The organism is Leptolyngbya sp. O-77, from assembly GCF_001548395.1.
GTDB lineage: Bacteria > Cyanobacteriota > Cyanobacteriia > Elainellales > Elainellaceae > Thermoleptolyngbya.
The window spans coordinates 2,458,200-2,470,843 of sequence record NZ_AP017367.1 but is presented as its reverse complement, the minus strand read 5'-3'; the positions used below and the strand labels follow the sequence as shown (position 1 = coordinate 2,470,843).

The following is a 12,644-nucleotide window of genomic DNA, read 5'->3' as shown; positions in this document are numbered from 1 at the left end:
CAAAAAGGAACTGCCTGTGATTGACGAGGATGTGTCGTGAAAGGGGCGCAGAATCCTATGAACTAATTTCGCTGGAAGACGATATTCCCGGCGCAGAAGTCTTCACCGATCCGACCAACCTAGAAGCCCTGACCCAAGCCCTCAAAGACCGAGGCTATCCGGTCATCCAGGCAGAGCCGCGCTGGTTCCCAAACAACAGCGTCGAAGTCAGCGACCCCGCCCAGGCTTCTGACCTTTTGCGGCTGATGGATGCGCTAGAAGACCTGGACGATGTGCAGTCCGTCACCGCCAATTTTGAAATGTCGGACGAGCTGATGTCCCTCAGCATGACGTAAGAAGGAAGAAGGAAAAACAAAGAACGAAAAACGAAAAACGAAAATTTTTCCGTCTTCTCTCTTCCCTCTTCGTTCTTCTTTCTTTCCTCTGCTAACTTCCTAGCAAAAAGTACGTCGTCATCTCGCCTTTGCCCTTAACCTCGATCGCGCCGCGCTTCTCGAACTGGAACTTGGCGTGCAGGCGATCGTAAGTGGCAGCGCTAACCTGGATGCGGCCGGGCAGCGAGAGCGACTCCATGCGGCTGGCGATGTTCACTGTGTCGCCCCAAAGGTCATAGGTGAATTTTTTGATGCCAATTACGCCTGCGCCGACGGGGCCCGTGTTGATGCCGACGCGCATTTGCAGTGGCCCAAAGCTGGGGTGGATATGGCTGGTGTTGATCTGGGCGATCGCCGTTTGCATATCCAGCGCCATCTGGGCGATCGCCTCAGCGTGATCCGTCTGGGGCAAAGGCAGCCCGCCGACGACCATATAGGAATCGCCAATGGTTTTGATTTTCTCTAGACCGTGCAGTTCTGCAAGCTGGTCGAAGGTGGAAAAAATCTGGTTCAGCAGCTCTACCAGCTCTGCGGGCGAGAGCTTGGAGGAGAGTTCGGTAAAGTTCACCAGGTCGGCAAACAGAACGGTGACTTCGGTGAAGTTTTCAGCAATGGTTTGGGAGCTTTGCTTGAGCTGGTCGGCGATCGCCTTGGGCAGCACGTTCAGCAGCAGTCGTTCAGATTTTTCCTGCTCTGCCTGGATGAGCTTCAGGTAGGACTGTTCCTGGTCGCGCAGCCGCTTTTTCTCCAGACACGCGCCGATTCGCGCCTTCAGCAGCGTCGGGTTAAAGGGCTTGAACAGATAATCTTCTGCGCCCAGCTCGATGCAGCGCACGACGCTCTCGATGTCATCCAGCGCCGAAATCATGATGACGGGAATATGACGCAGATTGGGGTCTTGCTTTAGCCGCTCTAGCGTTTCGTAGCCGTTTAGCTCCGGCATCATCACGTCCAAAAGCACGAGGTCAAAGGGCTGCGATCGCATTTTGTCAATCGCCTCGCGCCCGTTGTTGGCCGTCACAATCGTATGCCCCTGGCGCTGGAGCCGCCGAGACAGCAAATCGCGGTTCATTTCGTTGTCATCAACAACTAGCAGAACGCCTTGCTCAGGAGTCATTTCAGCGAGCCTTCCCCCAAAATCGCCTGAATTTTGCCTGTCAGCCGCGCAAAGTCCACTGGTTTTGTATCGTAATCATCGCATCCTGCTTCTCGACACTTTTCCTGATCTCCCGCCATCGCGTGAGCCGTCAGGGCAATAATGGGAATTTCCTTTGTGTCTGCCGCTGCCTTGAGCGTGCGCGTCGCCTCCCAGCCATCCATCACGGGCAGGCTCATATCCATTAAAATCAAATCTGGTTGCTCTGCCTGTGCCATTTCCACTCCCTGCGCCCCGTCTACCGCAATTAGCACCTCTGCGCCCCGCCGCAGCAGCCGCCGCGAGAGCATATCCCGATTCATTTCGTTATCTTCTACCAAGAGTATCTTAGGCATTTTTCAAAGTCTCCTCCCATCATCTCTTTATCTCTCAATCCTGGCTGTCATGCGGATTGCTGGCAGGCAGCCACCAACTGACGAATTCTCACCAGCAGGTCTTCCTGGCTGTAGGCTCCTTTTTGCAGGATTTGTTCAACGTAGCCGCGCAGGCGAAACTGGTCTTCGGCAGTGATGTCTTTGGCGGTGATGATAATAATGGGGAGCGATCGCCATTCTTCGTGGCGCTGTAATTCTGCGACGAAACCAAAACCGTCTAGTTCCGGCATCATTAGATCCAGCAGGATTAGCTCTGGCTGGACGGTTTGCAGTTTTTCTAGGGCCACACGACCGTTTTCGGCTTCGATCACCTGCCAGTGTTCTTTTTCCAAAAGCTGGCGCATCAGTTCACGGTTGATGGGGTCATCCTCTACTATCAGAATTGGGCAGGTGGGGCGATCGCACTCATACTTTTTCAGCACCGAGAGCAACTGGTGGCGATCGATCGGCTTGATTAAATAGTCCGACGCACCCAGCGCATAGCCCCTGTTTTTGTTGTCCAGCATCGTCAGCATAATCACGGGAATATTGGCCAGGTCTGGATTGCTCTTAAACGCCGACAGCAGCATCCAGCCGTCCATCTTGGGCATCATCACGTCTAGCGTAATGGCGATGGGACGGACGGTTCGCGCCAGGGTCAGCCCTTCTTCAGCGGTGAGGGCGCTGTGGACGGTGTAGCCTTCGCGGGCAAGCTGGCGGCGGAGCAGGTCGTGAATCGCCGGGTCGTCGTCGATCACCAGAATCGGGCGATCGGGGCAGGGCGGACTCTCTTCACAATCCTCGCCCTCATCAACCGCTGCCATCCGATCTGCGTCAGCATCGGGCGCAGCGTCAGGATGATGAACGACCTGGGGCAGCGTCATGGTGAAGGTGCTGCCTTTGCCTAATTCACTGGAAACGGTGATGTCGCCGCCCATCATCTGGCAAAACCGCTGGGCGATCGCCAGCCCCAGCCCCGTGCCGCCATACTTGCGCGTGGTCGAAGCGTCTGCCTGGGTAAACGCCTGAAACACCTTTTCGATTTGAGCCTCGCTCATGCCAATGCCTGTATCTGTCACCTGAAAGCAGATGACTGATTGAGACATTTCAGAACTCAGGCGCTTTTCGACCGTAAGCGTAATTGTGCCATTCTCAGTGAATTTGGCAGCATTGCTCAGCAGGTTCAGCAGATTTTGCCGGACTTTGGTCAGGTCGGCGTGCATTGTGTCTGGCGCTAGATCAGCACACACAAGTAGCGCGTTGTGGTTCTTGTCCACCATCGGCCGAACCGTGTTGACGACTTCTTGCACCAAATCGGGTAAGCAAAATTCTTCGAGATACAGATCCATCTTGCCCGCCTCAATTTTCGACAAATCGAGGATGTCGTTGATCAGGCTGAGCAAGTGCCGACCAGCGGTATAGATTTTTTGCAAGTCAGGAACGAAATCGTCTTGCCCCAGGTCTTCGGCTTCTTCTTGCAGCATTTCGCTGTAGCCAATGATGGCGTTGAGCGGGGTGCGTAGCTCGTGGCTCATGTTGGCAAGAAACTGGCTCTTGGCGCGGTTAGATTGCTCCGCTGTTTCCTTTTGGCGCAGCAGATCCTCTGCCCGCTGGCGCTCGGTGATGTCGCGCAGGGTGAGGATGAGGCTTTCCACCGCCGGATTGCCCAATAGGTTTGTGCCGACGGCTTCTAAACGCGCCCAGGAGCCGTCAATGCGTCGCAGTTGGATCTGAAATGGCAGCGTGATTCCCGGCTGGTGGACGGCGTGGCTGAGGGCGATGCGGGCGGTGGTGTGGTCGTCGGGATGAACGAAATCGAGCAAGTTTTTGCCGTATAAATCTGACGGTTCGTAGCCGAGGACGGTTTTGAGGGCGGGGCTGGCATAGCGGAGCTGACCGTCGGCGCTGAGCAGCGTCACGATGTCGGACGTGTTTTCGATGATGGAGCGGAAATATTCTTCGCGGCGGTGCAGTTCGGCTTTGGCCTGGTGCAGCCCCTGTTCGCGATCGCGCACTTCGCCCACCATCCGCTGAAATACTCGCGCCAGCGTGCCCAGTTCATCTCGGCGGCTGGCCACATCTGACAGGACTTCCGCGTCAAATTCTTCGGTTTTCACAGCGGATTTGATCGCATCTGCGGCATCGGTGAGGCGGGCGACGGGCTGGGTGACGCGCCGCGACAGCACCAGCGACCCCAGCAGTCCCGCAGCCATAACGCCGGTAGAGGCCAGGGCAATGCGATAGAGGTCGCGCTGGAGGGCACTGCGGACCGAATCGGTGGACAGGTAAACCAGCGTTGCACCCTGAATCCAGTCGGCGTTGCCGCGAATGGGGACAGCCACCTTTAGCAGAGAGCCGTCGAGATAGGTGTTGGACTGCCCCGTTTCCAAGACGCGCAGCAGCTTGGCGCGATCGCCCGCCGACAGGCTCACAATGTTGCCACTGCTGGAGGTGATGCTGCGGGCCAAGTTGTGGAGCTGGCGATCGACAATCCGAATGCCCACGACGGCATCTCCATCCACCAGTTCATTGGTCAGGCGCTCTAGCCCGATTTGCTGCGGCAGTTTTTTGAGAATTTCGGCATCATGCCCGATTTGCACAATGCGGGGCTGATCAGCCCCGGTGACGGCGACATACTTGAAGATTTTGCCATCGGTGTCTCGCGCCCGCGCATCCACATCGACCGTCGCTGCGCCGCCCGTCAGCAAGGATTGAAAGCTGCTGGCTTGTGGCATCTGAATGCCCTGGGCAGAGCGATTTTTGTAAACCAGGTTGCCCTCGCGGTCGGTGACCCAAAATTCGTCGATCGCGGTGGTTTGGGTAATTTCCTCCAGGTGCCGATTGACTTCGGCAGGGCTGAGGTTGGCTTGCTGGGCGATCGCCACCAGCCGTGAGGTCAACACCGCCTGAGCGAGCATCTGGTCGCCCATCATCGTGTCCACATCGGCGGGCACCTGATCGGCAAAGCGAGACATCCGCGCCAAAAACTCAGCAATCAGCAACCCGTTTGACTCCGTTTGCGCCAGGATCGACTGGCGAGTGCCCCAGGACAGCACGCCCGTCGTGACGGCGACAGTCGCCGCCAGCAGCGATGTCACCATAAGCAAAATGCGGAGTTGAAGCTTCATAGCGGACTCGACAAGTGAAGGAGAACAGCGTCGCGAATTTGGTTGAGAAAATCACCCTGAGAGCTGAGATTCTGCTGAAGAAACTGCTCCAGGCGACCATTCAGCCGGGACTGGTCGGCCGGGCTGAGGTCGCGGGTGAGCAGGCTGATCACCGGGGGAACGCGCCCGCCCATGGTTCGCAGCGGGTAAACATGCTGAAACCCCTCTTTGGCTAGCACCAGCAAGTCCACCAGCAGCACGTCGGGCAGTAGTGCGTCTACGGCTGAGGACGATTGTGGACTGGGATGGGGCAGGGTGTCTTGGGGGCGATCGCCCTCCGTGACGCGCCAACCCGCCTGCTCCAGCACCTGTCGCAAGATAGAGCGCGTCGCCCGGTCTTGATGCACCAGCAGCGCCCGATTGCCCGCTCTAACCTGCGGCGCTTGGTAGGCTTGCAGCAGGGTCGTCAGCCGAGCAAACTCCGCCGGACGGGTGAACTGGTCGGTGATGCCCAGCACTAGCCCGTTGGGCAGTTGGTGGCTGGCGGATAGCTCGGTCGGCGGTGTAGCAGTGACCATTACCGGAACCTCCGCCAGCAGCGGATCAGATTTGAGAGCAGACAGCACGGCCCAGCTATCTAGCGCGGGCATCAGCACATCCAGCACGATCAGGTCGGGCTGTAGCTCTTGCGCCAGCCGCAAGCCTTCTTGTCCACACCAGGCCGTGACCACGCGATAGCCCTCCTGGTTTAGGCTTTGCACCATCCAGTCGCGGATGCCCCGGTCGTCGTCGATAATCAGCACCAGCGGGCGATCGCGCTTGGGTTGGTCTGCCAGCGTGCGGTGGAGTTGGGACAGAGCAGGGCGATCGCTGCTCACCACAGGCAGCCGCAGCGTAAACGTAGACCCGCGCTCCGGCTCGCTCTCAACGGAAATCGTGCCACCCAGCATTTCGCAATAGCGATAGCTAATCGACAATCCCAGCCCCGTCCCGCCATAGCGTCGGGTAGAAGACTCGTCGCCCTGAGCAAACGGCTGAAAAATCTTCTCGCGCTGCAATGGAGCAATCCCAATCCCCGTGTCGCTCACCCGAAACTCTACAAACGCTCCGCCGGGGACAGGGAACGCTGCCTCTGCCGCAAATTTTGCTCTGTCCTCCCAGCCCGCCGCCTCCAGCCCCTTCACCGCCACCGTCAGCGTAATAGAACCCTGCTCTGTGAACTTGGCAGCATTGCTCAGCAGGTTGACCAAAATCTGCCGCACTTTCGACAGGTCGCTGTACATCGTGCCCAGATGATCGGGACACTGCACTTGCAGCGTGTTGCCATGCTCTAGCACCAGCGGACGCACCGTGTTCACCACTTCTTGCAGCAGTGGGTTTAGCACCACCGTCTCCAGATCCAGCGACACTGTGCCTGCCTCCAGCGCGGAGATATCGAGGATGTCGTTGATGATGCCTAGCAGGTGTTGCCCAGAGGTACGGATTTTCCGCAAATCGGGAATCAGATGGGTAATTCCTTCCGCCTGCAAGTCTTCCTGCACGATTTCGCTGTAGCCGATGATGGCGTTCAGCGGGGTTCGCAGTTCGTGGCTCATGTTGGCTAGAAACACACTCTTGGCGCGGTTGGCGGCTTCGGCCGACTCCTTTTCTGCCTGGAGCTGCCGCAGGTAAGATTGCTCTTGGTCGCGGAGCCACTTGCGCTCTAGGCAGGCCCCTGTCCGCGCTTGCAGCAGCACTGCGTTCAGCGGTTTGAGCAGATAATCTTCGGCTCCCAGTTCGATGCAGCGCACCACGCTATCCAAGTCATCGGCGGCGGAAATCATAATCACCGGAATGCTCTGAAGCGCTGGGTCAGCCTTCATCTTTTCCAGGATTTGCACGCCGCTGAGTCCAGGCATGATGATGTCCAGCAGCACCAGGTCAAACGGCTGACTTTGCAGCAGTTCTAGCCCTTCTTGCCCGCTTTCTACAGTGGTCACTGATGCCACCTGATCGCTGAGGCGACGAGCCACCAGCAGGCGCGTTACCGCTTCATCATCAATCACCAGTACCGATCCCCAGCCCAGCTTCATAGGGAACCCTCCCGAACCCCGGTGGGACGGTGGCGAATGCAGGTTAACACCAGATCATGGACTTCATGCAGCAGTTCGTCGCGGCTGTAGGTGCCCTTTTGCAGGATTTGCTCCACATAGCCATTTAGCCGCAGATGGTCGGCCGGGGTGAGATCGAGGGCCGTGACGACGACGATCGGGAGCGATCGCCATTCGGGGTTCTCTCGCACCGCGTGGATGAACTGAAAACCGTCCATTTCGGGCATCATCAGGTCGAGCAAGATCAGGTCGGGACGCTGCTGGCTGAGTGCCTGTAGTCCGACGCGCCCGTTCTCGGCCTCGGCTACCTGCCAGTGTTCCCGCTCTAGCATTCGGCGAAACATCTGGCGGATGTTGGGGTCGTCTTCGACTACCAGCACTCGACAAGTCTCCAGCGCATCCCCTAGGCGATTGGGCTGAAATTTTTGCAGCAGGTGGGTCAGCCGCTGATAGTCGATGGGTTTGGTGAGATAGTCTGCTGCGCCCAAGGCAAAGCCCCGGCTTTTGTCGTCCACAATCGTCATCACGACAACGGGAATTTCTGCCAAGTCGGGATCGGCTTTGAAGGCTGACAGCACGCTCCAACCGTTTGTGTCGGGCATCAGCACGTCCAGCGTGATGGCATCGGGGCGAATCTGGCGGGCAAGCTGCAAGCCTTCTGTGCCGTTGGCGGCTGTTTCCACCCGGAAGCCTTCTTTGGTGAGATAGCGCTGCACTAGGTCGCGCACGGCGGGGTCGTCGTCGATCACTAGCACGGTTTTGCGATCGCCAGCACCATCACCAGCGGAGCGATATTGCTCCGCAACGCTGCTGCGATATTGCTCCGCAACGCTGTCGCGATCCCCATTCTGGACATTGCCCAGGGCAGGGGCGATCGCCGCTTCTATCTGCTTGGCATCGATCTGCTTAGGATCGACTACCTCCATCGGCAGCCAGATTGTAAACGTACTGCCCTTACCCACCTCGCTCGACACCGTGATGTCGCCGCCCATCATCTGGCAAAAGCGGCGGCTGATGGCCAGCCCCAGCCCTGTGCCGCCATATTTCCGCGTGGTCGAAGCGTCCGCCTGGGTAAAGGCTTGGAACACTTTCGCCATCTGCTCGACCGTCATGCCGATGCCCGTGTCGGATACTTGAAACAGGAGGAAGGGGGCAGGCGTAAGGCTGAGCGGCGCGTCGGGGTTATCGTAAGCAAGGCTAGTGACTTCGCGCTTTTCGACCGTGAGGGTGACGGAGCCGTTTTCGGTAAATTTGGCGGCATTACTCAGCAGGTTAAACAACGACTGGCGCACCTTGGTCAGGTCGGCGTGCATGGTGCCCAGATCGTCGGGGCAGTGAATTGAGAAGGTATTGTGGTTTTTGGCCATCAGCGGCTCGATGGTCGCCTGCACGTCTAGCAAGAGCAACTCTGGCTCGAAGGTTTCTAGATATAGCTCCATGCGCCCCGCCTCGATTTTGGAAATGTCGAGGATGTCGTTGATCAGCGCCAGCAGGTGCTGACCCGCGCCGCGAATTTTTTCTAAATCGGGCACGATGTCGCCATAGCCAAAGTCGTAAGCTTCTTCTTGCAGCATTTCGCTGTAGCCGATGATGGCGTTGAGCGGGGTGCGTAGCTCGTGGCTCATGTTGGCGAGGAACTGGCTCTTGGCGCGGTTGGCCTCTTCGGCGGCTTCTTTGCCTTTCCGCAGGGCTTCTTCGGCGGCTTTGCGATCGCTGATATCCCGCTGCACCGAGATCCAGTGGGTGTATTCTCCCCGCTGGTTGGCGATCGCCACCATCTCGATTTCCACCCAAAATTCTGAGCCGTCTTTGCGGTAGTTGATTAGCTCTAGCTGAACCGACTTCCACTGCGCCAGATCGGCCCGCGCCTGCGCCACTGTCTCTCGGTCAGTGCCCGGCCCCTGGAACATGGCAGGGTTTTTGCCGATGACTTCTTCTGGCATGTAGCCTGTCATCTGGGCAAAGGCTTCATTCACATAGACAATCTTGAGGTTGGCTGGGTCGCCCACCTCCATAATCATCACTGCATCGTTGGTATTGACCACGACCGACTCCAGCAGATGCAGTCGCTCCTCGGTCTGCTTACGCTCGGTGATGTCGAACAGCACCCCGTCGAGGCAGCGCAGCTTACCGTCTTCGTAAATTCCCTGCCCTTTTTCGTAGACCCAGCGCGTGCTGCCGTCTTTGTGCTGGATGGGGTATTCCAGGATATAGGGCTGGTTTTGGGCGATCGCCCGTTCTACTGTCTGGGTGATGGTCGATCGATACTCTGCTGGAGTGATGTCATTAATACTTAGTAGTCGATTGCCGATGAACTCCTGCGGCTCATAGCCTGTCAGGTCGCGAATCGGGTCGCTGATGTATTCCATTGTCCAGTGTTCATCGCAGGCGCAACGGTAAACCACACCCGGAATATTATTTACCAGCGAGCTAAAGCGGGCTTCTCGTTCGCGCAGGGCAGTATCGGCCTGGCGACGAGCGGTAATATCCTGCACGATACACACCAGCCCGCCATCGTCTAGCGCTGTGAGAGACACCTCTTGAGGGAAAGTGCTGCCGTCTTTGCGAGTGCCAATTGCCTCACCGCGCCACTGCCCTGTCTGGGCAAACTCTGGCATGATCTCCTGCTGAAACCGCGCCAGCTCTTTGGATTGGTAGAGAACAGTCCAGGATTGCCCGATTAGCTCTGCTGGGTCGTCGTAGCCATAGATGGTGGCGTGGGCGCTGTTGAGGTAAAGAAATTCGCCTGCTGCGTTGAGGATGCCCACGCCTGTAGCAGATGCCTCGATTGCTGCCAGTTGTCGCTTCAGAGTTTCTTCAGCCTGCTTGCGCTGGGTGATGTCTTCGACTGTGCCTTCGTAATACAGCAGGTTGCCCTGGTCATCTCGAACGGCGATCGCATTTTCAGAAATCCAGATAATTTCTCCATCCTGGCGATAAACCTGGGACTCAAAATCCTCCACTGCGCCGTGGGCTGCCATCTGGTCGATAAAGTCCTGCCGCCGGGTGGGGTCTACGTATAGCTGATGCTCGATGTCTTGCAGTGCCTCCATCAGCGTGTCCACAGACTCATAGCCATAGATTTTGGCCAGGGCGGGGTTGGCGCTGAGATAGCGGCCGTCGGCAGTGGTCTGGAAAATACCCGTGACTGCATTTTCAAAAATACTGCGGTATTTTTCCTCAGCAGCCCGCAGACGGCGTTCGCTCTCGGACAGGGCCAGTTCCGACTGTTTTCGTTCGGTGATGTCCATCGTCACGCCGACCAGCCGCGTGGGGTTGCCCTCGGCATCGCGCAGCACCCGGCCGCGGCTGGTGATCCAGCGCAAGCTGCCGTCGCGCAGCACGATGCGATATTCCGGTGCGTAGTCGGCCCCATCCTGGAGCGATCGCGCTTGGGCTTCGTTCACTTTGTCGCGGTCTTCAGGATGGATAAATTCAAAGAAGTCAGCATAGGTTCGAGTAAAGCCACCTGGCTCCAGCCCAAAAATGCGCTCTGCTTCTTCTGACCAGTTTTCTTCGCCAGTTAGAACATTCCAATCCCACGCGCCCATCTTGGCTGCGCTCAGCGCCATTCGTTGCAGTTCCTCGCTCTGGCGTAGCGCCTCCTCCGACAGCCGAATTTTGATAAACTGCCCAACTTGGCTACCAATCGTCGTCATCACCTTGAGCAGGTCGGCATCGGGCTTTTGTGCGTCGAGGCTGAGGAAACACATCACGCCCAACACCTCGTCTCCATTCAAGATGGGAAACCCCAACCAACTCCGCAACCCCAGTGCTTCGATAGCCGATCTGCGAACGGATTTCTGCAAAAATAAATCGTCACAGGCGATATCGGCTAGCCAAAGCGATTCGCGGCTTGTGGCGACCTGTCCGATGATGCCTTCACTGTCGGCAAAGGGGCGTTTCCACAAGTCTGACTCAAGCTGGGCTGCGTCTAGCTGTGGGCAATGCCAGCCTGCCACATAGACCAGCGTTTTGGTTGCTGGGTCGAGGCGGCGCAGTTCACCCACGTCCCAGCGGAAGCTTTCGCAAATCGTTTGAAGAATTTGGGGTGCAGACTCTTCTAGGGTGGTGGCTTCCGACAGGATGCGAGTAAGGGCGTGTTGGGTGGCGAGGCGAGTCTGCGATCGCCGCTGGCTGACCAGGTTTCGGGCAAACGAGATAAACACGTAAAGCACCGTCACCATCACCAGCAGCGCAAACGCTTCAACAGTGTAAATCTTGCGGGCAAACCTCTGAATTCGCCCCTCCAGCAGGCGATCGAGCTGGGTAGAGGTGTCTTGCCAGAAGGCATGGCTGGCGGCAAGCATTTCAGTCGCAGCAGCCTCATAAGCAGCCGGGTCATACGCTGTGGGCTGCACCTGCACGGTTTTGGACTGGGTAATGGCTTCCTTTAGCGCTGCCAGAAACCGATCGGTCTGTTTGGTTAGCGTCTGCATCGGCGCTTCTAGAGGGATTCGCAGCGCAGGGTTATGCTGAATGGCCGTGTTCAGGCTGGTGCGGCCGTCTCGAATCGTTTCCTGGAGCCGACCCATCAGCACCAGCAGGCGACCCTTTTCTTCCGGCGAGAGCGATCGCCGCTGCACAACCAACTCCCCAAGCTGCTGCACTTGCGCCATCAGGTCTTGAGCGCTGGGCAGCTTGAGCAAGGCCAGATCCATCAAGTAATAGCTATCCAGATCTGGATCGAGAATCAGATTAGAAGCGTCGCCCACCTGAGAAATTAGCCCGCGCACCTGAGCAATCAGTTGGGTATATCGAGCCTGCACCTCATCTGGGCTGAGCGGCGTGCCTGTCGCATCTACCCCTGCCTGGAGCATCTCCCAACTTTGCACGAATGCCCTATAGCGCTCTGGGGTCTGGAGACGCTGCCCAAACTGCCGTTCAACCGCTTGCAGTTGTGCTAGATCCAGGTCGATCTGGTTCTGAAACGCTTCCTGTGACTGGGTTAACGCCTCCAAGGACGAATCTTGGGCTGCCTGCTGGGCCAGTCGTCGTCCCTGAGGTAAGTCCAGCATCAATTGTTCCAGCGGGCGCAAATAGGCATTCCCAAAAATTTCATATTGGGCAAAGTTAATTCGCTGGTTGACCTCTGCCACCAGTTGGTAGACCACCATTGCAAACGGCAGGATAAAAATTAGCAGCAGCGCCACTAAGTTAATCCGCTCGGTGGTGCGGTTTTGCCCAAGTTTCTCCATATCCACCCTCTTTAGTGTGTGCTGGGGTCAGGTGCTAAAGGTGAGAGGCTGAGTTGAGACTAAAAGCCAGACTGCATTCATTCAGGATTGCCGAACTTGTCAGACTTTGCTAGACGCGCTCTATGTCTAGACGCGCTCTATGACGCGAACAATCCAATCCTCTGCAAGGGCTGGTGTGAGCCTTTGAGGATGCTGAAATGAGGCTGTCCAAACGGTTGAAAACTAAACGTTTTGCGGTTTAGCTTGGAGTTCGATGCTAAATTCGGTTTAACCCAATGGCTCTCTTTTGGCTCTCTTTACTAATTCCCTGATTCGCTTCAAAAATCGAGATTCGGTCTGCGATTGATCTGGTTTGATTTCGTCTGG

General features: G+C 57.2%; 6 protein-coding genes. 1 reads left to right on the top strand and 5 read right to left on the bottom strand.

Annotated features, from left to right (window positions below):
- The first annotated feature begins 29 nt into the window (after positions 1 to 29).
- Entirely contained in the window at positions 30 to 335 is a 306-nt protein-coding gene (locus O77CONTIG1_RS27855; RefSeq protein ID WP_317134246.1) for a YebC/PmpR family DNA-binding transcriptional regulator, read from the top strand.
- A 91-nt stretch (positions 336 to 426) separates the two neighbouring features.
- Here O77CONTIG1_RS27855 and O77CONTIG1_RS10520 read toward each other — a convergent pair whose 3' ends face one another.
- Genes O77CONTIG1_RS10520 through O77CONTIG1_RS26105 form a run of 5 tightly spaced genes read right to left on the bottom strand, consistent with a single transcriptional unit; the run spans position 427 to position 12,278 of the window.
- On the bottom strand, positions 427 to 1,491 hold the full coding sequence (locus tag O77CONTIG1_RS10520; RefSeq protein ID WP_068510388.1) for an adenylate/guanylate cyclase domain-containing protein: 1,065 nt from the start codon (positions 1,489 to 1,491) through the stop codon (positions 427 to 429).
- Entirely contained in the window at positions 1,488 to 1,865 is a 378-nt protein-coding gene (locus O77CONTIG1_RS10515; protein WP_068510386.1) for a response regulator, read from the bottom strand. Before O77CONTIG1_RS10515 ends, O77CONTIG1_RS10520 begins: the two co-directional genes overlap by 4 nt.
- A 47-nt stretch (positions 1,866 to 1,912) precedes the next feature.
- Positions 1,913 to 5,011 (bottom strand): response regulator, encoded by a 3,099-nt coding sequence (locus O77CONTIG1_RS10510; RefSeq protein ID WP_068510385.1) that lies wholly within the window; start codon positions 5,009 to 5,011, stop codon positions 1,913 to 1,915.
- Positions 5,008 to 7,062: a response regulator gene (locus O77CONTIG1_RS10505; RefSeq protein WP_068510384.1), complete on the bottom strand. Its 2,055-nt coding sequence runs from the start codon at positions 7,060 to 7,062 to the stop codon at positions 5,008 to 5,010. The genes O77CONTIG1_RS10510 and O77CONTIG1_RS10505 overlap by 4 nt, the downstream gene beginning before the upstream one ends.
- Positions 7,059 to 12,278, bottom strand: coding sequence for a PAS domain S-box protein (locus O77CONTIG1_RS26105; RefSeq protein WP_068510382.1), 5,220 nt, complete (start codon positions 12,276 to 12,278; stop codon positions 7,059 to 7,061). The genes O77CONTIG1_RS10505 and O77CONTIG1_RS26105 overlap by 4 nt, the downstream gene beginning before the upstream one ends.
- Between the last annotated feature and the right edge of the window lie 366 nt (positions 12,279 to 12,644).

Bases quoted from the DNA above. Each gene is read 5' to 3' on its own strand.
- O77CONTIG1_RS10510 (WP_068510385.1), bottom strand. From the start codon at position 5,011: ATGAAGCTTCAACTCCGCATTTTGCTTATGGTGACATCGCTGCTGGCG.
- O77CONTIG1_RS27855 (WP_317134246.1), top strand. From the start codon at position 30: ATGTGTCGTGAAAGGGGCGCAGAATCCTATGAACTAATTTCGCTGGAA.
- O77CONTIG1_RS26105 (WP_068510382.1), bottom strand. From the start codon at position 12,278: ATGGAGAAACTTGGGCAAAACCGCACCACCGAGCGGATTAACTTAGTG.
- O77CONTIG1_RS10515 (WP_068510386.1), bottom strand. From the start codon at position 1,865: ATGCCTAAGATACTCTTGGTAGAAGATAACGAAATGAATCGGGATATG.
- O77CONTIG1_RS10505 (WP_068510384.1), bottom strand. From the start codon at position 7,062: ATGAAGCTGGGCTGGGGATCGGTACTGGTGATTGATGATGAAGCGGTA.
- O77CONTIG1_RS10520 (WP_068510388.1), bottom strand. From the start codon at position 1,491: ATGACTCCTGAGCAAGGCGTTCTGCTAGTTGTTGATGACAACGAAATG.